Origin of the sequence: Hymenobacter caeli, assembly GCF_013294115.1 — a bacterium.
Taxonomy (GTDB): Bacteria; Bacteroidota; Bacteroidia; order Cytophagales; family Hymenobacteraceae; genus Hymenobacter; species Hymenobacter caeli.
On record NZ_JABSNP010000018.1, the window covers coordinates 1 to 21,039 of the forward strand.

Consider the following 21,039-nt stretch of genomic DNA (forward strand, 5'->3'; position numbering starts at 1 on the left):
TTGCTTCACGGGGCGGAACGAGTTTGGCTGTGTAGGAACTCCAAAGGTCGGGCCGCCCCGTTTTTATGCCTCAAATTTTAGTAGGGTAGAGTAGAGATATAGGATATTTCTGCGCAACGGATTATTCATTGCATAATGGCCGGCGCTGGCACGATTCAGGGCCGCCGGCTGAGTGCCCTCGTTAGCCGGGGATTTCAATCAATTGGCCGAAAAGTGCAACCAGCATTCCAGGGACCCGCTAGTTTTGAATTATTCAATCAAAAAGTTAAGCCCTCCCATGAAACACCTTATTCCCCACGGCTGCTTTATGTTACTAACCGCCCTTGCACTGGCCGGCCCCGCCCTAGGTCAATCCAAAGCCCTCCGCACCAACGCCTTGGCCCTCAACGAGCCCCGGGGCAGCGCTGGCCCGGCGGCCCCGGCTTCCGCGGCCCCGGTGGCCGCTACCAAGGAGCTAACCGGCCGGGTCGAAACCGCGCACGGGGCCCTGCCCGGGGCCGTGGTGCGCCTGGCGTCGTCCGGCCAATCGTGCGTGACCGATGCGCAGGGCAACTTCCACTTCGCGGTGCCCGCCAACGCGGGGCCCCTGGGGGCCGTGGCCACCTACGCCGGCTTTGCCGACGTGAGCACGACCCTGGCCCCCGGCGGGGCCCCGGCCGTGGTGCAGCTGCTCACGCCCATTGCCATCAAGATGGGCCGCAAGCAGCAGCTCAAAACCTACCTCAAAACGGCCCGCCGCGAGGTGCGGCACGACCTGCGCCAAATCAAGTAGCGCGGGGCCCGGGCCGCCCCCAGGCACCGGGGCCCTGGTTTTCGTTGCGGCCGCGCGGGGCCCGGGCCGGCTGGCGCGGGCCCCGCGCTTTTCAGCCGTTGCCTAGCCGCCGCCCTGCTTGCTGGCCCCGCCCTTGGTGTCGTCGTTGTTCACCTGCTTGCGCTGGCGGCCCTGCTGCTCCTGGCCGAAGCGGTAGCTGAAACTCAGGCGGAAGGAGCGCTGGTAGGCCCGGAATTCGCTGTGCTCGTTGAAGTACGCCGTGGTGGTGGTGGAGCGGTAAGGCCAGTAGGCGTTAAAGGGGCTGCCCAAGTTGAGCACCAGGTCGGCTTTTTCCTTGAACAGCGTTTTTTTCGCCCCTAGCTGGTAGTACAGGTTGGCCGCGCCCCGGCCCTGGATTTCGGGGGTGGGCAGCGAGGCGTACACGAACGACTGCAACGTGACGCCTTTGTCGAGCTTGTACGAGGTGTTCACGTTCAGGCCCGCCGTGAAGCCCTGGCGCTCGGCGTTTAGGGCCGGGCTGCGGCGCACGATGTACTGCACGTCGGGGCCGGCGCTGAGGTCCCACTTGGGCAGGGGCTTGGCCGCGAAATACACGTTGAACTGGTAGAACGTGTTGGCGGCCACGTTGGCGAAGGTTTGGGCCGTCACGCTGGGGTCGGTGGGCACGTCGGGCGGCAGCGGGGCGGCGGGGTTCACCGTCGAAAAGCGCACCTGCTCAATGGCGTTGCCGGTGTGGCGCACCGACAGCGAGGCGTTGACCGTGGTGGTTTTGAAGGTGGTGTTGTAACTCAGCTCGTAGGAATCGGTCAGCTCGGGGGCCAGGTTCGGGTTGCCGTAGGAAATATTTTTGGCGTCGGAGCGGTCCACGTAGGGGTTGAGGTAGTCGATGAACGGCCGGGTGATGCGCCGGCTGTAGGCCAGGCGCAGGCTGGTGGCGTCGCTGAAGGCGTAGCGGGCGTTGCCGTTGGGCAGCAGCGACAGGTAGCTGCGGTCGAAGCCCGTGCCGCTGGTCCGGAAGTCAGCGTTCAGCGCGGTGCGCTCCAGGCGGCTGCCCAGGCTGCTGGTCAGCTTCTTGCCCACGCCGAATGAGTAGGTGGCGTAGGCGGCCTGCACGTTCTGGGCGTAGCTGAAGTCGGTGGCGCGGCGCGGCGCCCGGGCAAAGTCGGCGGCCCGCGCGGGGTAGAGCGTGTCCACGGCGGCCACCGAGCCGGTGCGCCGGAAAATAGCTTTCAGGCCCAGCTCCAGGGTTTTCTTGTCGCCGAAGGGCTGGGTAAAATCCGTTTGAAACGTGTACTCGTGGCCCGGCGTGCGGCCCCGGCTGTGCTCGCGGTAGTCGGCCCGCGTTTGCTCCAGCGCCACCGGCGAATTGTTGAATTGGTCGAAGTCGTAGCCGGCCGTGCCGTTGTTGAGGGCGTACTGGGCCAGCGTGCTCCACTCGCGGCGGGCCTGCGCGAAGGTGCGGGTGTAGGTGCCGGTGGCTTCCACGTTCAGCCCGCCAAACACGGTGGTGGTGGCGCGGGTATAGAGCGGATTTGGTACGGGAAACGACGCAATGTCTTGGCTGAACTGGCTTTGCGTGCTGTTGCCGTTGTAGCCATTCACGGAGGTGGCCAGCGAGAGGCTGTGGTGCTCGGCGGGGTCGAAATCGAGGCCCAGGGTGCCGTAGTACCAGCGGCCGTTGTTGCGGCTGCTGCCCATCTGGCGCAGCGTGTCGGTGCCCAGGCTCGAAAACCCGACCCGTTCGAGGCTCGACTCGCCGCGGTTATTCCACGTGCCCGTGTTGGCCGAGGAAGTAAAGCCCACCTTGCCTTTTTTAAAGTTCAGGGCCGTGTTCAGGGCCGTGTTGCGGTTGCCGCCGCTGGCCCCCACCCGGCCGTTGAGGCCCTGGTCCACGCCCTTCTTCAGCACGATGTTGATGATGCCGGCCGTGCCTTCGCCGTCGTACTTGGCCGGCGGGGTCGTGATAATCTCCACGCTCTTAATCTGGTCGGCGGGAATGCTTTTGAGCGCCTCGGCCAGGTTGCGGGCCAGCGAGGGCGAGGGCTTGTTGTTGACCAAGACCTTAAAATTGCCCGAGCCACGCATTTTCACGTTGCCGTCGCCGTCCACGGCCAGCAGCGGGGCCTTACTCAGCACGTCGGCCGCCGTGCCGCCGGCGTTGCTCACGTCCTGGTCGGCGTTATATACGAGGCGGTCGGCACGCACTTCCACCACCGGCTTCGAGCCGATGACCACGGCTTCGCCCAGCAGCTGGGCCGCCGCCGGCAGCCGAAGGGGCCCCACGGCGGTGGCCCCGGCCGTCACCGTCACGGCCCGGGTGCGGGTGGCGTAGCCCACAAAGCTCACTTGCAGCCGAAAGGCCCCGGCGGCCAGCTTGGTCAAGGCGAAACGGCCCTGGTCGTCGGCCGCCACGCCGGTGATGGGTTTGTCGGCCGGGGCGGCGGGCAGCAACACCACCGTGGCGTAGGCCACCGGCTGGCGGCTGGCCGAGTCGAGCACCGTGCCCGTGAGCGAGCCCGTGGCGGCCGGCGCGGGGGCCTGGGCGGCGGCGGGCGCGGCGGCCCGCAGGCACAGCAGGGCCAGCAGCCCGCCTGCCCGGCAGAAGGTAGAAAGCAGCATATACAAACGGTTGGAAAGGAAAGGCTCGCGGGAGAGATGCCGGCGGCCACCGGCAGGTTGCGTGGCCTCGGATTAAGTTTTGGTGGCCCCGCCCCGGCTACCGGCGCGGGGGCCCAAACGTTACACGGAGCCCGCACTTTGGCACCAGCCCCCGGCGAAGGGCGCTCTATTTCTGGAGCACCTCGTAGCCCATGCCCATGCTGAAAGAAGTGTCGCCGGTAATCCGGAAGCCCAGCACGGCCTGGCGCTCGCCCAGGTTGCGCACGAGCGCCGCGGAGCCCGCGCCGAAGGCCAGCTCCACGCGCTGGCCCTGGTCGAGGCGGCCCCGCTCCTGCACCGTGCCGTCGGCCCGGCGCTCGGCCACGCTCACCGGCACGGGCCCCACGTTGTGGGCCGCCACCCGGAAGGCCCCGCGCTGCCGGCCGCCCAGCACGAACTGCTTGCCCGCGTCGATGAACGTGGTGGAGGTGATGCCGCCGCAGACCGCGAGCAACGCGGAGCCGGCCAGCAAGGCGGCCAGAAATAAGGTGCGCATGGCGGTTGGAGGGGATTGACGGGGGTGAAACGATGGCCCAAAGGTCCCCATCCGCCCCGCGGCCGGCGCTCCAAGCCATCGTTTGGCCCGTCCCAACTTATGCTTTGGGCCGCATTACCTCGCTGGGGGCCTGGCCCAGCAGCTTTTTGAACACGCGGTTAAACGTTGATTTTGAGTTGAAGCCGCTCTCCAGCGCTACGCCCACCAGCGAATAGTGCCCAAAGCGCGGGTCGGCCAGCTTGCGGCGGGCCTCGGCTACCCGGTACGTATTCACGAAGTCGTTGAAGTTCTGCCCGCAGCCCGCGTTGATGACCTTGGAGAGCAGCGCCGGGTGGGTGCGCAGGCGGTGGGCCAGCTCGGCCAGGGTCAATTCGGGCTCCAGCCAGGGCTGCTCGCGGGCCATCAGGGCCAGCAGCTTGTCGCGCCAGGGGCGCAGCTCGGGGGCCAGCTCCACGGGCGGGTGGGCCGCGCGGACGGCCGCCTCCACTCCGCGTTCCGACAGCGGGTTGGTGGCCAGCGCGACTTCTACTGCCGCTTCCAGCGCTTGTTCCGCCGCCGTGGGCCGCAGCAGGTCCTGGGTGGTGGCGTCGGGCGGGGCGGGCGTGGCCCCGAAGCGCAGCGGGCTGGTGGCCGCCGCGTAATTGGCCTGGATGCCCACCACGATGAGGCCAAACATCAGCACCCCGAGCAGGGCGTAAAAATACCAGGCCGCGTCGTAGCTAAAACTAAACACTTCATTCAGAGCCGTGTATAGCAGGCTGAGGCCCAGGGCCAGCAGCTGGAGCACCAGCAGCTGCCGCAACCCGGCAAAGCGCAGGCGCTCGGGGTCGGAGAAATTGTCGTCGAGGTAGCGGCGGTAGCGGCGGTAGTCCACCAGCACCCGCCAGCCGTAGGCGGGCAGCAGCACGTACACCAAACAGGCCACCGGCTTGTCCAGGGCCTCCAGCCACCCCGCGGCGGGGCCCTTGGTGCCAAAGTGCGCGGACAGCGGCTGCCCGCGCAGGCCGTGCCACCAAAGCAGGTCGTAGGCCGCCGCTGCCGCGAACAAGCCGATTTCGAGCAGCCCCGGCCCAAAATGCCACCAGGCCCGGGGAAACAGCTGAAACTCCTGGTTGGTGAGGCTGCGGAAGTACAGGTAATAGCCCGGCCCCAGCAGCAGGTTCAGCTGCCACGGCACGTAGAACATGGCCGTCGAGTAGCCGTCGTGGCTGTCGTACCAGCCGGCGTAGCCCAGCATCCACTGCGCGATGCCCAGCGTGGGCACCGCGACGAGCAGGGCCAGCAGGGCGTCGGCCGGGGCCCCGCGCCGCAGGGCCCGCCCCAGCAGCCACAGCGCCGCCGCGGCCCCCGGCACCACGAAGGGCAATAGCAACGCGCTGCGGGCACCGAACTGGAACAACATGCCGTGAAAATACGCCGCGGGCCCCACCGGGGCCCGGCTGGCAATTTGGGTTAGCTTTGGGTTGTTCCTAAATTATACAGCGCTTGCCCGCCCCGGCCGCCATGCACCTCCTCCGCCACGTCGACCTCGCCCGCATTTTCTTTGTCGACATCGAAACCGTGCCCGGCCACGCCAGCCACGCCGAACTGCCCGGGCCCCACCACGCGCTGTGGGAGCAGTTCTGCACGCAGCGCCACGCCAAAGAGCTGGCCGAGGGCCAAACCCACGCCGAGCTGTTCGCCCGCGGCGGCCTCTACGCCGAGTTCGGCAAGGTGGTCTGCATCTCGGTGGGCTTCTTCCGGCCCTTGAAAGACGACACCCTGGAGTTCCGCACCAAGTCGTTTGCCGGCCACGACGAGCCCGCGGTGCTGCGCGGCTTCGGCCAGTTTTTGCAGCGCTACGCCCCCTACGGCCCCGCCCGCTACGCCAAGCTCGAAACCGCGGGCCCCGACGGCTACTTCCTCTGCGCCCACAACGGCCGCGAGTTCGACTACGGCTACCTGGGCCGGCGCCTGCTCATCGGCGGGCTGGGCCTGCCGCCCATGCTCGACGTGGCCGGCCACCGGCCCTGGGACCTGCCCCACCTGCTGGACACGATGGATTTCTGGAAATTCGGCGACAGCAAGGGCCACATCACGCTGCCGCTGCTGGCGGGCGTGTTCGGCATCCCCTCGCCCAAAACCGACCTCGACGGCGCGCGGGTCGGGCACACCTACTGGGTCGAAAAGGACCTGGCCCGCATCGTGGCCTACTGCGAGCAGGACGTGGTGGCCACGGCCCGCGTGTACCTGCACTACGCCGGGCAGCAGGCCCTGTGGCCGGCCGTGCAGCTCACCCACACGCCGTGGCCCGGCGCGGCCCCCGGCCCGGCGGTACTGCGCATAGCGTAGCCCACGGCTCCGGCCCGTTTATACTATCCAAAGATGCAGGGCAGCCCCACGGCTGCCCTTTTTCGTGCCCTTTCCCCAGGCCCCCCATTGTGGGGTTCAAATACCCGACTAAGGTTAATACTATTTGCATATTTATTATTTTTTATAGCAACTTCATTTTCATTTATAATTTCTCAATTATTTTTATCAGATTAGTGCAAATAAAATTTATTATTTTCTTCAAAAAACGAGAAATAAGACTATGATTTAATTTTTAGTCCTATATTTGTCCAGGCCAAAACAACAACCCCGGGGGTTGTACACAAATTATAAGCTTTTGTTTTTTATTAGAATAGTTATAAATTATTTTTACCCTTACGCCTGGTTTCATTAGCTCAACCTATTCTATCTGGCCCCACCCTCTACTCGTCCTTTTATGCACTTACGCTTTCTATCGCTGCTGGTGGGGCTGGCGGCAGCCCTGCCGGGCCGGGCCGCGCTGGCCCAAGTAGTGGCCCCTGGCCAGGGCGGCGAAGTCAACCCGGTCCGCGTCACGGCCACCACCATGGAGCTGAGCTTCGGCACCATGGGCCAGGGCCAGGGCCGGGTAATCGCGGTGGCCCTGTCCAACAACGGCATGCCCGAGCCGCTGGCCGCCGTCGACAACCAGTTTTATAAAGCCGCCACCGTTTTCGGCCAGGGCGACCCGCTCGGCAAAGGCTACGTTATCTACGCCGGCCCGGGCCACTCGGTCACCATCACGGGGTTGCAGCCCGACACTTATTATTATTTTACCGACGCCGAATACAACGCCGACGGCACGAGCATCATTTACAACACCCGCGGCAGCAGCATGTCGACGCGCACCCGCAGCGCCCCGGTAGCCCCCGCCCCACTGCCCGTCGAGTTGACGGCCTTCACCGGCACCGTGGACGCCCGCGGCACGGCCTTGCTGCGCTGGACCACGGCCTCGGAGCGCAACACCGCCTTTTTTGCCGTCGAACGCTCGGCCGACGGCGCGGCCTTTGCGGAGGCGGGCCGGGTGGCCGCGGCCGGCGCCAGCAGCCAGCCGCTGGCCTACCAGTGGCCCGACCCCCAGCGCCTGACTGGTCCCACGTACTACCGCCTGCGCCAGGCCGACCGCGACGGGGCCGTGCACTACAGCGGCGTGGTGACGCTGTCGCCCCCGGCCCCCGTGGCCCGGCAGGTGGACGTGTACCCCAACCCCAGCGCCGGCCGGGCCGTGCAGCTCCACTTGCAGGGCTACGGCGGCGAAAGCCTCACCCTGCGCCTGGCCGATGCCCTGGGCCGCCCCGTGCTGGCGCAAGCCCTCGCCCCGGCCAACGCCCAGTACCTCGCCCCCCTGGCGTTGCCGCAGGGCCTGCCCGCCGGCACCTACTTCCTCACCTTGGCCAGTACCAGCGGCCCCATTCGCAAGCGTATCGTCGTGTCTGATTAAAGTGACTCACTACTATAATATTATTTGTCAATTAGTTAGGTTTTCATTAGTTATATTATCAACATATTAACATTATCCCATTACCAGGTTGCTATGGCGGGCCCCGCCGATATTTTATCCCCGTTCACCCATTCCTATTCGGTTTACTTAGTGTCTTATCCTGCGCCGTTCGCTTCCGCTATCTAGAACGGTTATTCTTTATGCTAGCAAAGGCCCCTCCCACCAGGAGGGGCCTTTTTATGCATAGGCCAAACCGTCAAACGGTTGGCCTTGCTTTTTCTAACAAGCCTCGGGCTCAATAACCGGTGGTTCGAGTCGAGTATAGTATTCGCCGCCGGCCAGAAGCAGTGAATAGAAGACAGGCAACATTTTTTTGCATTAAACAATTTCCCCCGGGGTTCATCGTATATTTGATTGTGTCTTTCCACACATTTATTATTGAACCCATGCAAAAACATCTAAACGCTCACCGATTTTCATCTTTAGCAGAGTATATACTACCAGGCAGCAAAAGCAGCCTGCTGGTTAGCTTGCTGCTGCTGTTCGTTGGCTTTGCCAACCAAGCTCGAGCCACTGGATTCTACAAAGAATTTATCGTCATTAATGGCGCGTATTATTACGCAAACAGTAATGTTGGGGGCGTTCAAGCATTTCAGAACAGAGATTTAGGGTCTTTTGACCGTAATTCTGGCAGCTTACAGCTAGGAGGTGAAGCAAATACATTTAGCGATAATGGCGATGATGTGCAACCTCCCCAGATGTACTACCGGGTTTACGCCCAAGGTTCTCCTGGTGGCTCCTTTGTTCCGCTGAATTTGAGCTTTGTGCGTTCGGGCGATGACGGAAAGTCCACGAATAAAACATGGGCTAATACTTCTACTTTACCCAACCTATTGGCTGCCACTAGCACTAACGGTACCGGCAATTATGTTATAGAAATCTATTTTCAAGGTCGCGCAGTTTATAATAACTCTGGCGGCAGCGGAAGCTTTGATTTTTATGATAATAATAACGGTCCCAACTACACAGCTACGTTTAGGGTAACAAACAGTATAGCGCAGTGGACGGGCACCAGTGACAATAACTGGTTCAACCCTTCTAACTGGAGTACTAACAAAGTTCCTGACCCAACCATTGATGCTAACATTCCTTATAATGGTAGTGGCCAATCTAGTTATCCAACCATTAGTGGCGGCGTGGCGCAGGTACGCACACTGACCTTGGCAGGCAACAACGGAGCTGTAGGAGCCCGTAACTTTCTAAAAGGTGGCGAACTACAGATATTCGGCAATTTTCAGGATCCCAACGGTGGCTTTGGGCAAACGGGGGGGGTATTCACTCTAGCCGGTACAACAGCACAAACATTTGACGGATCAACTTTTTTCGATTTTCGAATTCAAGGAGGTGGTACCAAGACACTCTCTAACCGCATGGACATTCTCAATAGTTTGCAATTCATAAGCGGCCAAGTTGTTACCCGTTCCGATAACGCTACTACTTACAACATTGATCTGGGTGTTAATGCGCAAATTATAGGGGAATCAGAAAGTAACTATGTTCTCGGTATTTTGCGCAGTCGTGGCCGAATAGTTACTCAGAATCAGCCCAGCTCTTTCGGCAATATTGGGGTAGAATTGACGGCAATGGATGGTTCGCCTGGAACTACACAGGTTACGCGAATTACTAGCTATACCTACACTGGAGTAGGAACGAGTAAAAGCATTCGGCGTGGTTTCATCTTTCAACCTGACAATCCGGATAATTTAAACTTCAATCTCGTTTTTCACTATCTAGACGCAGAATTAAACGGAATTTTCGAGGGTGACTTACGTCTTTTTCGTTCACTGAGCGGCGGCATTCCTTTCCAACCCCTAGGCGTATCGAGCGCTGATCCCAGCGCCAATACGCTGACTCGTAACAGTATTTCGGGTACTCTCGCAGCTACTTTCACCCTCGGTGACCAGACCAACCCCCTGCCCGTGACGCTGACCAGCTTCACGGCCGTAGCTCAGGGTGCGGATGCCGTGCTGACCTGGGCCACCGCCCAGGAGCTGAACAGCAAAGGCTTTGAGGCGCAGGTGTCGGGCGATGGGACGACGTTCCGCACGCTGGGCTTCGTGGCTTCGGTGACGCCCAACAGCAGCGAGGCCCGCACCTACCAGTACCGCGACGCGGAAGCTGGCAAGCAGGGCACCCGCTACTACCGCCTGCGCCAGCTCGACGTGGACGGCAAGGAGAGCTTCTTCGGGCCGCGGGCCGTGGCGTTTGGCGCGTCGGCGCTGGCCGCGGTGCAGGGCTTTCCCAACCCGTTCGGCTCGGAAATCAACCTGGCCCTGCAAACCGCCGCGGCCGGCCCGGCGGCGGTGAGCGTGTTCGACGGCGTGGGCCGCCTGGTGCGCACGTGGCAGCCCACGCTGGCCGCCGGGGCCTCCAGCCTGCGCCTGGGCGACTTGCAGGACCTGCCCCACGGCCTGTACGTGGTGCAGGTGCGCTACAGCGACGGCCAGGCCCAGCGCCTCAAACTAGTGAAGGAGTAACCGCTCCGCTCACAAAAAAAGCCCTGCGCCGTGCGCAGGGCTTTTTTTGTGGGGTTATGGCCGGGCTTTTGGCCCGCTGGGGCAGCGTAGCTAACTTCCCGGGCCGGGTTGGCAACAATTTGCCGCCCTTTGCGCGAAACGTGCTTATTTTTCGCTTCCCATCCGGCATTTTTGGTCTTTCATGCTCGTCCGATTTATGTTTTGCCGCGGCCGGCTGGCTAGCTTGGTGGCGTTGCTGCTGCTGGCCCAGCCGGTGGCGGCCCAGCAGTACCAGCCGCCGGGGGCCCGCTTCGTGCGCGACAGCCTGACGGCCTACGTGCGGCGGGGCCTGCGCCTGTGGAACATTCCGGGCCTGGCCGTGGTGGTGGTGAAGAACGGGCAGGTGGTGGCCAGCCAGGGCTTTGGGGTGCGGGCCGTGGACCAGCCCGAGCCCGTGGACGCCAACACCCTGTTCATGATTGCTTCGAACACGAAGCTGTTCACGGGCACGGCCCTGGCCCAGCTAGAGGAAGAAAGGCGGCTGAACCTGAACGACCCGGTGCGCAAGTACCTGCCCAGCTACCGCCTCTACGACTCGGTGAGCACGCGCCTGGTGAGCGTGCGCGACCTGCTGGGCCACCACCTGGGCACCCGCACGTTCCAGGGCGACTTTACGTTTTGGAACTCCGACCTGAGCCGGGCCGAGGTGGTGGCCAAGATGCGCACGCTCAAGCCCGTCAACCCGTTTCGCCAAACCTACGGCTACTGCAACTCGAGCTTCCTGGCGGCCGGCGAAATCATTCCGGCGGTGCTGGGCGGCAAAAAGTGGGAGGACTGGGTGCAGCAGCGCCTGCTCACGCCCCTGGGCATGGCCAACACCTACCCACTCACGGCCGGCTACGCCCAGCGGCCCAACATTGCCCGGCCCTACTCCAACGCCTACGGGCCCCTCACGCCCCTGCCCTTCGACGCCCTCGACAACCTGGCCCCGGCCGCGGGCCTTGTCTCGTGCGCCAACGACCTAGCGCACTGGCTGCGGTTCCAGCTCGACAGCGGCCGCTACAACGGGCAACGGGTGCTGCCCTGGGCCACGCTGCAACGCACCCGCCAGCCCAACACGGCCATCTCCGACGCGAAATCGTCCGTCCTGCCCAGCCACTTTTCGGTGTACGGCCTGGGCATTTACACCGGCGACTACAACGGCCGGCAAATCTTCTGGCACACCGGCGGGGCCTACGGCTTCGTCACCAACGTGTGCTTCGTGCCCGAAGAAGGCCTGGGGCTGGCCGTGCTCACCAACCAGGACAACCAGAGTTTTTTTGAGGCCCTGCGCTACCAGCTGCTCGACGCCTACCTGGGCGTGCCCTACGTGGACCGCAGCCGGCAGCTGTACAACCTGGCCCGGGCCGGCCGCGAAGAAACCCGCCACGGCCTGGCCGACATGGCCGCCCGCGTGCAACACAAAGACCGCCCCGCCCACCGCCTGAGTACCTACGCCGGCACGTACCGCAACCCGGTGTACGGCACCGTCACGGTGGAGGTGCAGGGCAAGCAGCTGCTGGTGCATTTCTCCCACCACCCCAACCTGCTGGCTACCCTCGACTACATGGACGACGACCAGTTCCGCACCACGTACTCCAACCCGGCCTACGGCATCCTGCCGGCCGCGTTCGGGGCCCAGGCGGGGGGCGTGCGCACCCTGGAGCTGCGCGTGAACCCCTTTCTGGAGCCGGAACCCTATTTGTTCACTAAAGAATAGCGCGGCGCAGCGCACACCAAAACGGCCGGCCCTCCGCGTGGAGAGCCGGCCGTTGGCCTAGGGGCTGGCTTAGGTTGTCAAGCAAAAATAAACGCGCGTTGACTTCTTTGTAATTTCCTGCCTGCCAGAACGAAAGCTAATAGCTAGCAGCCAATAGCTAACGGCTCATTACTTAGTTTAGCGAGGCCACGTCGATGACGAAGCGGTACTTCACGTCGCCCTTCAGCATGCGCTCGTAGGCTTCGTTGATGTGCTGGATGTCAATCATCTCGATGTCGGACATGATGTTGTGCTCGGCGCAGAAGTCCAGCATTTCCTGGGTTTCGGCGATGCCGCCGATGAGCGAGCCGGCGATGCGGCGGCGCTTGGCAATCAGGTTGAAGGCGTGGATGTGCGGGGCCTCGGAGGGCACGCCCAGCAGAATCATGGTGCCGTCGCGGCGCAGCAGGTTCACGTAGGTGGCGAGGTCGAGCTGGGCCGACACGGTGTTGATGATGAAGTCGAAGTAGTTGCCCACCGCTTTCAGCTGCGCTTCGTCTTTGGTAACCACGAACTTGTGGGCCCCCAGGGCTTTGGCATCGGCCTCTTTGCCGGCCGAGGTGCTGAGCACCGTGACCTCCGCGCCCAGGGCGGCGGCGAACTTGACGGCCATGTGGCCCAGGCCGCCCAGGCCCATCACGGCCACGCGGTGGCCCGCACCCACTTTCCACTGGCGCAGGGGCGAGTAGGTGGTGATGCCGGCGCACAGCAGCGGGGCCACGCGGGCCAGGTCGAGCTTGTCGCTCACCTTCAGGGTGTATTTTTCGTCCACCACAATCTGCTGCGAGTAGCCGCCGTAGGTGGGGGCCCCGGTGCCGATTTCGCGGGCGTTGTAGGTGCCCACCATGCCGGTGGTTTCGCAGTACTGCTCCAGGCCGTCCTGGCAGCTGGGGCAGGTGCGGCACGAGTCGACCATGCAGCCCACGCCGGCGATGTCGCCCACTTTAAAATTCTTCACGTGGTCGCCCACGGCCGACACGCGGCCCACGATTTCGTGGCCCGGCACCATCGGGAAGATGGAGCCGCCCCACTCGTCGCGGATTTGGTGCAGGTCGGAGTGGCACACGCCACAAAACAGGATGTCAATCTGGACGTCGTGGGCCCCGGGGGCGCGGCGCTCCAGCGAAAAGGGTTCGAGGGGGATGTTGGCGGCGGGGGCCGCGTAAGCCTTGGTGGTACTCATCAAGTGTGGTTTTGGAGAAATAATTGGTTTTGCACAACCAAATGTAGCTGTGTACTGCCTGCCCTAACCGGCCGGCGCGGCCAAAAGTTGCGGGTGGGCTAGCGCGTCGGCCACCAAGCGCCGCATCCGGGCCAGCGACTGGTGCGCGAACCGGCGCTGTAAGGTCCGGCCAAATACCTTAAAGCCAACCCAGTAGAACGGGTTGCGGATGTGCCCGGACTGCGACACGGCGTGGATGCGAAATTGCACGGCCCCGGTCGCCAGGTTTTTGTGGACGCTGAAATTAATCTGGCCGCGCTCGAAGTGGCCTTCGAGGGTGCGGTAGCCGTAGCCCCAGACCCGCTCGGGGCCATCGGGGCCGGGCTGGCTTTCGGCATCTACCACGTCGGCCACCTGCACCCCAAAGTAGAAATTGAACACCAAAAAATGCGCCCGCAGCACCATGATGCGCTTTTCCAGCGGTTGGCTGGGGTCGAAGTAGCCCGTGATGAGGTCGGGCGGCGGGAAGGCGTAGCGCCGCAGCACGTCCTGGGCGGCGGCAAACGCGCCGGCCGGCGCGGGGGGCCCGGGGGCCTCGGCGGGCAGGTCGGTGGCGTAGTCGTCGAGCCGCCAGCCGGTGGCCGGCGTGTACGCTTGCCGGGGCTCGTAGTCGTAGTTGACCCGGGCGTTGGCGTAGGTTTCAAGGCGGGCGCGTTGCTGCTCCCAGGCCGGGGCAGCGGCGGGGCTAATCGACATGAGAGACCTGCTGCTGGGTGGTGCCGTCTTCGGCGCGGCGGGTGGTTTCGACCGTGACCGGGCCCAGGGCCTGGCCGCCGCTGGCCTCGGCCACACGCTGGCAAAACTCCACCCAGGTGGCTTCCTGCATCAGCTTGCCGCCGCCAATGGTATCGTAGGCAAAGGCCACGAGCCCGTCGCGCGAGCGGGCCAGCGAATGAATCTCGAACCGCAGCGCGTCGGGCCGCGCGTCGAGGGCGTGGGTTTCGAAGCGGATGCGCCCGGCCTCGGGGTGACCCTCGAGCGTTACCAGTTCAAAAAACGTGGCCCCCACGTCGGTCACGCGCACGCTGCCGTTCCAGGGCCCCAGGATTTTGATGTGGAACTCGTCGCCGACGCGCAGGGCCCCGGCTTCGCCGCGCGTCTGCTCAAAATCGGCCAGCAGCCCGGGCGAAAACCGGGGCACGTCGGCTTGTACGGCGGCCATAAGCTGCGGGGGCGTCAGGCGGGGCCGCGCCACGTCGAGGTAGTAGCGGCGCTCCAGCTCGGGGCCGGTGCCCTGGGCGGCGGGTTGTTCGGGGTGGGCCACTTCCTTTATAGTTATGGGTTAGGAGTTATGAGTTATGAATTTTAAAAACCGCTTCTTTAAAAACCACTCCTACGTATACGCCAAGCAGCCCGCCAGGGTAGCGCTTCGTGCCTCGCAACTTCCAAACCCATAACTTCTAACTCATAATTAAAAGCAGTGGCCTACTACCGCCCCCCCGGCCCGCCGCCCGACCCCGCCCTGGTGCGCCGCCTCACCCAGCAGCAAGAGGAGATGCGCCAGCGCGTGCGGGCCGAGCCCCTGGCCCGCGAGCCGCGCCTGATTGGCGGCTGCGACTCGTCGTTCCCCACGCCCGAAACCATTCTGTCGGTGTTCGTGGTGCTGAAATTCCCGTCGCTGGAGCTGGTGGAGAAAGTGTACAGCTACGGGCCCGTAACCATGCCCTACGTGCCGGGCTTCCTCTCCTTCCGCGAGGCCGACAACGTGGTGCAGGCCTTCGCCAAGCTGGCGAACAAGCCCGACGTGGTGATGGTGGACGGCCACGGCATTGCCCACCCGCGCCGCATGGGCATCGGGGCCCACCTGGGCGTGCTGCTCGACGTGCCCACCTTCGGCGTAGCCAAGCAGCGGCTGACCGGCACGTTCACCGAGCCGGGGCCCGAAAAAGGCAGCATCGCGCCGCTCACCGACGCCAAAACCGGCGAGCTGATTGGCGAGGTCGTTCGCAGCAAAGACAAGGTGCTGCCGCTGTTCGTGAGCCCCGGCCACCGCTGCGACCAGGCCACCGCCACGCGGCTGACGCTGGCCTGCCTGCGCGGCTACAAGCTGCCCGAGCCCACCCGCCTGGCCGACCACTGGGCCGAGGAATTCAAAAAAGAAGTGCGGTAGCGGGGCCCGAAGCAGTCGTGTTCCGCTCTGAACAGTAGGTTTACGAACGAAGGCCAATAATATATGCGATACCTATTGCCTCTGCTATTATTCACTGCTAGCGGGAATATTTCTCCTGCTCTACCTGCTCATCCAAACTGCCAGCTTCAAGCGTTTGCAACACCAATAGAGCCGGATTTTGACGATACCCGACTAGCTGTGCGGGACTTTACGCGTCAGGCCGGTGCCGCATATACCGTGCTTTACATCCGTAAAGCAGCTGGCAGCCCCGATAAGGCGAAGTGCATACTTTTGGTCCAACGGTCTGCCACGCACTTCGTACGCTATACTTATTACGCCCAGCAGGTTGACAGCACCCAATTAGAAAACACCCGATGGCAGCAGCCCCTAGCACGCATAGGAGAGGGACATTACATGGCACTTTGCGAAAGTATTTCTACGGAACCAGTCTACTGGATATTGCTCGTAAAGCAGGGCCCCAAGGTAAAGTTTAGCTTGGGTTTTTCTGACAATCCCATACAGGATTTTACGCCCTCGGACCAAGTACAACTCACGCCTGCTTTCAATTTAGTGCGACTTCTTTCTGAATAGGCACGCCTAATGACTAGTAGCGATTTGGCATATGGTGCTGAAACGAATATTTAAAAAGGCATTCAATTCCTTGGAATCGCAGTCTAAAAAGAATTCGGCAGCAAGAGCCTAAAAAATCGTTTCAAACGCGGCCCGCAGCGTCGCCAGGGATTCGCCGGCTTCGGCGGGCAGCTTCAGCAGCTGCGCCACGGCAGTGAAAACGGTGCTCCGCTCCTGCCCCAGCACGCCCGTGGCCAGGGCCCCCTGCTGCGACTTGGAGAGCTTCTGCCCCGTTGCGTCCATCAGCAAACTATGGTGGCAGAACCGGATGCGAGTGGCGTTGAAAGCCGCCGTTTCGGAGAGCTGGGCGGCCAGCCACAGCTGGGCGGCGGTGCTGGCTTGCAGGTCCAGACCGCGCACGATTAGGTTGGTACCGAGCCGCAAATCGTCCACCACCGAAGCCACCTGGTAGGCGGCCACGCCGTCTTTTTTGCGGATAATGAAGTCGGGCATTGCCTGGGCCAGGGGCACTTGCGTGGGGCCCTGGCCCGCATCGTGCCAGCCCACCAGCACCTGCGGCGGCACCCGGGCCCGCCACGCCGCGCCGGGCGCATCCAAAGCGGCGGCAGTCTCTTGCGAAGACCCGGCGCGGCTGCGGTGGCTGGCCTGCACCAGCCCGGGCCGCTGGGCCAGGCGGCGCAGCACGGCGTTGTATTCGGGCAGGTGCAGCAGCTGCGAGTGGTGGCGCAGGAAGTCGTCAGGGCCCCGGGGGCCCTGGTCGTAGTCGATGCCCAGCCAGTCGATTACCCAAAAAATATTGTCCAGGTACGGCCGCCGCAGGCGGGCCCGGTCGAGGTCGTCGATGCGCAGGTGCAGCGTGCCGCCGGCCCGCCGCGTGAGCAGCCAGGTGAGCACGAAATTCACCGCGTTGCCCAGGTGCAGGCAGCCGCTGGGCGTGGGGGCCAGGCGGGCTACCGTAGGTAGTTGATGCGTTTCGATTGATGCGAAGAATGGATTCACTGGACGTGAAGGCCACAGTATTTATTGCACGCTCAGGCGCTGCACGGGAAGCAGCGCGCTTCCAGCTGATGTTTGCTGCGTCGAATGCACCGTCAGGCGCAGCAAGTAGAGGCCGGAGGAGAGTCCAACAGTGGGTATATTAGCCTGAACCTCGCCCTGTACCACGGGCAGCGTTGTACTGCTCACCGCTTGACCTACAGCATCACAGAGCGTTGCGTCCAAGGTGTGTACGCTGGCCGGTAATTGGTTTACGGTAAAGTGCACGGCCTGCGCCCGGGCACCAGGGTTAGGGAACAGGCGAACCTGGGGGGCGGACAACTGTGCGCCGGGTTGGGCAGCTAGGACGACCGTGGTGTTGAGCAGTACGCTAATCGTACTGGTATTAATGTTGGTGGTGATAAGGTCGGGCTTTCCATCCTTGTTCATATCGCCCGCTGCCACATGATGAAAGCTAACGTCGGCGCTTACCAAGTAGGGCACGAGCGGAGCAAAAGTGCCGTCTTTGTGGTTAAGCAGCACCCCACCAACCGTGGTGGTGAAGCCATTGGCCGTAACAATATCCAAGTAGCCGTCGCCATTTAAATCGCTCAGCGTCCCGCTCAAAGGTTCGCCGCTGTCGCCCGCAGCATAGGCCACGACAGGGGCAAAAGTACCGCCACGCCGATTCAACAATACCCCGGCAGTGTGCGCGATGTGATTGAACGCTACGATGTCTAAAGCGCCATCGTTGTTCACGTCGCCTACCGCTGCATCAAAGGGATAACTGCCGCTGCCCGTGGAATACTGTGCGGCCGGCGCGAAGGTGCCATCTTGCCGATTGAGCAGCACCCCAACCGTGCTGGTTGTGTGGCTGGATATCACCAGGTCCGGGTACCCGTCGCCGTTCATGTCTCCTATCGCCAACCCCTGGCTATTGCTGGTACTGCCAATCGCGTAAACCACAGCCGGGGCAAAGGTGCCGTCTTTCTTGTTTAATGACACGTTGACCGTGTTGTTATAAACGTCGCCCATAACCAAGTCAGGATACCCGTCCTTGTTAACGTCGCTCACCGCCACCCCACCTAAACTGGCACCCATCGGGTGTACCACGATGGACGCGAAGGTGCCGTCTTGCCTGGCCAGTAACACCCCGGCACCGGCATCAACGGCCGTTACTATGTCCAAGTAACCGTCTTTGTTCAAGTCGCCCACAGCCACGGCCCCAGGGTAACTATTGCTACCCGTAAAATACGCCACGGCGGGGGCTAGGGTGCCGTCTTTCCTGTTGGTTAGCAGTTTGACCTGACTTTCTCCATCACTTACAACGACGTCCGGGTAGCCGTCCCCGTTCATGTCGGCTACTTCCATACCAGCAGGCTGGCCCCCCGCCCCCGCTGAATAGTTTGCCACCGGGGCAAAAGTCTGGGCGTGGGCCGCGCCGGCCGTACCTGTTAGTAGCGCCAGCCCCATTGCAAAACCGCCCAGGTGGAAGTGCGAATAGCGGGTAATTAGGTTTGCCATGAAAGAAGCAAAAAAATTAAAAACTAAACTTACCGCCGCCACGCGACTGTCTCGCAAACTGATTCTCAATCGACCACGATCCACGGTTCGCCAGCGCGGTGCGCTACCAGCTCGCCGAAGCTTTCCAGGGCCAGGCCGTACTGCTGGAAGATGGCCTGGGCGGCGGCTTCGCCGGCGGGCGCGACGCACACGAGCAGGCCGCCCGAGGTTTGCGGGTCGCAGAGCCACTGCTGCTGCTCGGCGGTGAGGGGGCCTATTTTGTGGCCGTAGCTAGCGTAGTTGCGGGCGGTGCCGCCGGGCACGGCTCCCTGTAGTCGGTAGGCTTCGGCGGCGGCCAGGCGAGGCACTTTGGCGAAGTCGAGCACGGCTTGCACGCCGCTGCCCTCGCACACTTCGGCCAGGTGGCCCAGCAGGCCGAAGCCCGTGACGTCGGTGAGGGCCTGCACCTGGGGCAGGGGGCTGAGGGCGGCCCCGATTTTGTTGAGCTGGCGCATCTGGGCGGGGGCCACGTCGGCGTCTTCGGGGCGCAGGAGGCCTTGCTTCTGAGCCGTCGTCAGCATGCCCACGCCCAGGGGCTTGGTGAGGTAGAGGCGGCAGCCGGGCTGGGCAGTGTCGTTGCGCTTGAGGTCTTTTTCGGCCACCAAGCCCGTCACAGCCAGCCCAAAAATCGGTTCCGGCGCATCAATGCTGTGGCCCCCGGCCAGCGGGATGCCCGCCTCGGCACAAATGGCCCGGGCCCCCTCGGTTACCCGCGCGGCCACTTCGGGCGCGAGCTTGCCGATGGGCCAGCCCAGCACGGCAATGGCCAGGATGGGCCGCCCGCCCATGGCGTACACGTCGGAAATGGCGTTGGCCGAGGCGATGCGCCCGAAGTCGTAGGCATCGTCGACGATGGGCATGAAGAAGTCGGTGGTGCTGATGACGCACTGGCCCTCCTGGCCCGGCAGGCGGAACACGGCGGCATCGTCGCGCGAGCCGTTGCCCACCAGCAGGTCGGGGTAGTTGGGCTGGGGCAGGCTGCTGTGCAGGATTTTATCGAGCACGGCGGGCGCAATTTTGCAGCCGCAGCCCGCCCCGTGGCTGTACTGGGTGAGGCGGATGGGCTCGGTTTCGGGTTGGGAGGAAGTCACGTTATTATTTTTTTATTTCCCTGTAAAACCGCTGGGTACCGCGCAGTGCCCAAAGGTGATTAAATACTAAACTGTCGTCACTCAGCTTCACAATTTTCGTCGCGTCTTTCTTGTTGAAAGGGTCAGTTAGGTACAACGTGTGCGTCACCCGGTTGATGCGGTAATTAAACCGGTTGACGGTATCGGCGCGGTTGTCAAACACAGCAGTGGAATCCTGAAAAACCAATGTGATGTAAGCCGAGCTTATTTTATTCGCATTTATCCACCGGCCCTGTATTATCAGCGGTTTTTGCTCGATAGGGGACGAGCAACTCACAACCAACAAGCCACTTAAATAAAGCCATGTCCGGTTCATTATCTGGCGATAGTATAAAGCGGGGTGGCCCGGCGACTTTTTGATGCTCACGGCTCTTAGACAGCAATATCTTTAGCCGCGGCCAGCACCAGCGCCGCATTCGCGGGCCCGTCGGTGTCGGCGGCGGACACGGGTATGGTTTGGCGGCCGGCGGGGACGCTGGCCATGGTGTGGGCGTAGGTTTTGTCGTAATACGTCAGCACGAGGTCCACCATGGTGGCCATGTCGTTGTCGGCGATGGCGGCCAGGGCTTCCTTGGTTACGAGGCCGCCGAGGCGCTTGCGCAGGCGCAGGATGGCGCTGGCCAGGGCCCCGGCGTCGTGGCGGCCGTACTCCAGGGCCAGCTTGGGCACGCGGGCGGCGCGGGGCACGTCGAGGGCCAGCAGCGGGGCGGCCTGCATCTGGTCGAAGAACGGCGTGGGGATGTGCCGGCTGCCGATGGAGCGGCTTTCGTCCTCCACCCACACCGGCCGGCCCGGGGGCAGGGCGGCCAGCGCCGCGGCCAGGTCGTTCTCGAACTGCTCCTGGGTGGGCTGGGCCGGCTGCCCCAGGCTGCCGAACGACGAGCCCTTGTGGTGGGCCAGGCCTTCCAAATCGAGCACCGGCTCGCCCCGGGCAGCTAACTCGTGCAGCACCACGGTTTTGCCGCTGCCGGTGTACCCCCCCAGGATGCGCAGCTCCCGGGGCCGGGCAAACTCGGCGGCGGCCCAGCGGCGGTAGTCCTTGTAGCCGTGGTCGAGCAGCGTCACCCGGAAGCCGGCCAGCTCCAGCAGCCACTGCACGGCCCCGCTGCGCATGCCGCCGCGCCAGCAGTGCAGGCGCACTTCCTGGCCGGGGGCCAGCTGCCGGGCCTGCTCCACCATGGCCCGCATTTTCGGCCCAAAGAAATCGAGGCCCACCAGCACGGCTTTCTCGGGGCTCATCTGCTTATACGTGGTGCCGACGCGGGCCCGCTCGTCGTCGCTGAACAGCGGCAGGCTCAGGGCCCCGGGGATGTGGCCCTGGGCGTACTCGGCCGGGGCCCGCACGTCGAGGATGGGCCCGGCGGCGGGGGCGGCCAGGAAATCGGCAATCGGGCTTCGGGGCATGGACGGGGAACTGGGGCGGGCCAAATTTACGCGCT

The 21,039-nt window shown here is 63.2% G+C and carries 18 protein-coding genes; 6 read left to right on the plus strand and 12 right to left on the minus strand.

The window, feature by feature from the left end:
* Window positions 1–307 precede the first annotated feature (307 nt).
* On the plus strand, window positions 308–772 hold the full coding sequence (locus tag HNP98_RS16620) for a peptidase associated/transthyretin-like domain-containing protein (protein WP_173811297.1): 465 nt from the start codon (window positions 308–310) through the stop codon (window positions 770–772).
* A gap of 102 nt (window positions 773–874) precedes the next feature.
* On the opposite strand, the gene HNP98_RS16625 is transcribed toward HNP98_RS16620, so the two are convergent.
* The 3 genes from HNP98_RS16625 to HNP98_RS16635 all read right to left on the minus strand — a co-directional run bounded on the left by HNP98_RS16625 (window position 875) and on the right by HNP98_RS16635 (window position 5,328).
* Complete coding sequence (locus tag HNP98_RS16625; RefSeq protein WP_173811298.1) at window positions 875–3,391, minus strand: TonB-dependent receptor domain-containing protein; 2,517 nt, start codon at window positions 3,389–3,391, stop codon at window positions 875–877.
* 166 nt (window positions 3,392–3,557) lie between these two features.
* Window positions 3,558–3,926, minus strand: a complete 369-nt coding sequence (locus HNP98_RS16630; protein WP_173811299.1) for a hypothetical protein — start codon at window positions 3,924–3,926, stop codon at window positions 3,558–3,560.
* Between the two features lie 97 nt (window positions 3,927–4,023).
* Entirely contained in the window at window positions 4,024–5,328 is a 1,305-nt protein-coding gene (locus HNP98_RS16635) for a helix-turn-helix domain-containing protein (RefSeq protein ID WP_173811300.1), read from the minus strand.
* 101 nt (window positions 5,329–5,429) lie between these two features.
* On the opposite strand from HNP98_RS16635, the gene HNP98_RS16640 reads away from it, so the two are divergent.
* Both HNP98_RS16640 and HNP98_RS16645 read left to right on the plus strand, forming a co-directional pair.
* A complete protein-coding gene (locus HNP98_RS16640; protein WP_173811301.1) occupies window positions 5,430–6,257 on the plus strand; it encodes a ribonuclease H-like domain-containing protein in 828 nt (275 codons plus the stop codon).
* Window positions 6,258–6,672: 415 nt separating this feature from the next.
* Window positions 6,673–7,695, plus strand: coding sequence for a T9SS type A sorting domain-containing protein (locus HNP98_RS16645; protein WP_173811302.1), 1,023 nt, complete (start codon window positions 6,673–6,675; stop codon window positions 7,693–7,695).
* A 497-nt stretch (window positions 7,696–8,192) separates the two neighbouring features.
* On the opposite strand, the gene HNP98_RS16650 is transcribed toward HNP98_RS16645, so the two are convergent.
* Entirely contained in the window at window positions 8,193–8,342 is a 150-nt protein-coding gene (locus tag HNP98_RS16650; RefSeq protein WP_173811303.1) for a hypothetical protein, read from the minus strand.
* A 1,332-nt stretch (window positions 8,343–9,674) separates the two neighbouring features.
* Between HNP98_RS16650 and HNP98_RS16655 the strand changes: the two genes are divergently transcribed.
* Window positions 9,675–10,232, plus strand: a complete 558-nt coding sequence (locus tag HNP98_RS16655; RefSeq protein WP_173811304.1) for a T9SS type A sorting domain-containing protein — start codon at window positions 9,675–9,677, stop codon at window positions 10,230–10,232.
* A gap of 181 nt (window positions 10,233–10,413) precedes the next feature.
* Window positions 10,414–11,970, plus strand: coding sequence for a serine hydrolase (locus tag HNP98_RS16660; RefSeq protein ID WP_246275181.1), 1,557 nt, complete (start codon window positions 10,414–10,416; stop codon window positions 11,968–11,970).
* Between the two features lie 172 nt (window positions 11,971–12,142).
* On the opposite strand, the gene HNP98_RS16665 is transcribed toward HNP98_RS16660, so the two are convergent.
* From HNP98_RS16665 to HNP98_RS16675, 3 genes are all read right to left on the minus strand, one after another.
* Window positions 12,143–13,192, minus strand: coding sequence for an NAD(P)-dependent alcohol dehydrogenase (locus HNP98_RS16665; RefSeq protein WP_173811305.1), 1,050 nt, complete (start codon window positions 13,190–13,192; stop codon window positions 12,143–12,145).
* A 63-nt stretch (window positions 13,193–13,255) separates the two neighbouring features.
* A complete protein-coding gene (locus HNP98_RS16670; protein ID WP_173811306.1) occupies window positions 13,256–13,927 on the minus strand; it encodes a DUF1990 family protein in 672 nt (223 codons plus the stop codon).
* Window positions 13,917–14,495 carry a DUF1990 family protein gene (locus tag HNP98_RS16675; RefSeq protein ID WP_317171131.1) on the minus strand — a complete coding sequence of 193 codons (579 nt, stop codon included), beginning with the start codon at window positions 14,493–14,495 and terminating at the stop codon, window positions 13,917–13,919. The genes HNP98_RS16670 and HNP98_RS16675 overlap by 11 nt, the downstream gene beginning before the upstream one ends.
* Before the next feature lie 156 nt (window positions 14,496–14,651).
* On the opposite strand from HNP98_RS16675, the gene nfi reads away from it, so the two are divergent.
* Window positions 14,652–15,341, plus strand: coding sequence for a deoxyribonuclease V (gene nfi / locus HNP98_RS16680; protein WP_173811307.1), 690 nt, complete (start codon window positions 14,652–14,654; stop codon window positions 15,339–15,341).
* Window positions 15,342–16,040: 699 nt separating this feature from the next.
* Here nfi and HNP98_RS16685 read toward each other — a convergent pair.
* The 5 genes from HNP98_RS16685 to mnmH all read right to left on the minus strand — a co-directional run bounded on the left by HNP98_RS16685 (window position 16,041) and on the right by mnmH (window position 21,004).
* The gene (locus HNP98_RS16685) at window positions 16,041–16,931 is read right to left on the minus strand and encodes a glutamate--tRNA ligase family protein (RefSeq protein ID WP_317171132.1); all 891 of its coding nucleotides are present in this window, start codon (window positions 16,929–16,931) and stop codon (window positions 16,041–16,043) included.
* Between the two features lie 21 nt (window positions 16,932–16,952).
* Window positions 16,953–18,431: a T9SS type A sorting domain-containing protein gene (locus HNP98_RS16690; RefSeq protein WP_173811308.1), complete on the minus strand. Its 1,479-nt coding sequence runs from the start codon at window positions 18,429–18,431 to the stop codon at window positions 16,953–16,955.
* 65 nt (window positions 18,432–18,496) lie between these two features.
* Window positions 18,497–19,561 carry a selenide, water dikinase SelD gene (gene selD / locus HNP98_RS16695; protein ID WP_173811309.1) on the minus strand — a complete coding sequence of 355 codons (1,065 nt, stop codon included), beginning with the start codon at window positions 19,559–19,561 and terminating at the stop codon, window positions 18,497–18,499.
* 4 nt (window positions 19,562–19,565) lie between these two features.
* Entirely contained in the window at window positions 19,566–19,967 is a 402-nt protein-coding gene (locus tag HNP98_RS16700) for a hypothetical protein (RefSeq protein ID WP_173811310.1), read from the minus strand.
* Window positions 19,968–19,972: 5 nt separating this feature from the next.
* On the minus strand, window positions 19,973–21,004 hold the full coding sequence (gene mnmH / locus HNP98_RS16705; protein ID WP_173811311.1) for a tRNA 2-selenouridine(34) synthase MnmH: 1,032 nt from the start codon (window positions 21,002–21,004) through the stop codon (window positions 19,973–19,975).
* Window positions 21,005–21,039 lie beyond the last annotated feature (35 nt).

What these genes read in the sequence shown, in the direction of transcription:
- HNP98_RS16620 (WP_173811297.1), top strand. Translation starts at nt 308, where the DNA reads ATGTTACTAACCGCCCTTGCACTGGCCGGCCCCGCCCTAGGTCAATCC.
- HNP98_RS16625 (WP_173811298.1), bottom strand. Translation starts at nt 3,391, where the DNA reads ATGCTGCTTTCTACCTTCTGCCGGGCAGGCGGGCTGCTGGCCCTGCTG.
- HNP98_RS16630 (WP_173811299.1), bottom strand. Translation starts at nt 3,926, where the DNA reads ATGCGCACCTTATTTCTGGCCGCCTTGCTGGCCGGCTCCGCGTTGCTC.
- HNP98_RS16635 (WP_173811300.1), bottom strand. Translation starts at nt 5,328, where the DNA reads ATGTTGTTCCAGTTCGGTGCCCGCAGCGCGTTGCTATTGCCCTTCGTG.
- HNP98_RS16640 (WP_173811301.1), top strand. Translation starts at nt 5,430, where the DNA reads ATGCACCTCCTCCGCCACGTCGACCTCGCCCGCATTTTCTTTGTCGAC.
- HNP98_RS16645 (WP_173811302.1), top strand. Translation starts at nt 6,673, where the DNA reads ATGCACTTACGCTTTCTATCGCTGCTGGTGGGGCTGGCGGCAGCCCTG.
- HNP98_RS16660 (WP_246275181.1), top strand. Translation starts at nt 10,414, where the DNA reads ATGCTCGTCCGATTTATGTTTTGCCGCGGCCGGCTGGCTAGCTTGGTG.
- HNP98_RS16665 (WP_173811305.1), bottom strand. Translation starts at nt 13,192, where the DNA reads ATGAGTACCACCAAGGCTTACGCGGCCCCCGCCGCCAACATCCCCCTC.
- HNP98_RS16670 (WP_173811306.1), bottom strand. Translation starts at nt 13,927, where the DNA reads ATGTCGATTAGCCCCGCCGCTGCCCCGGCCTGGGAGCAGCAACGCGCC.
- HNP98_RS16690 (WP_173811308.1), bottom strand. Translation starts at nt 18,431, where the DNA reads ATGGCAAACCTAATTACCCGCTATTCGCACTTCCACCTGGGCGGTTTT.
- mnmH (WP_173811311.1), bottom strand. Translation starts at nt 21,004, where the DNA reads ATGCCCCGAAGCCCGATTGCCGATTTCCTGGCCGCCCCCGCCGCCGGG.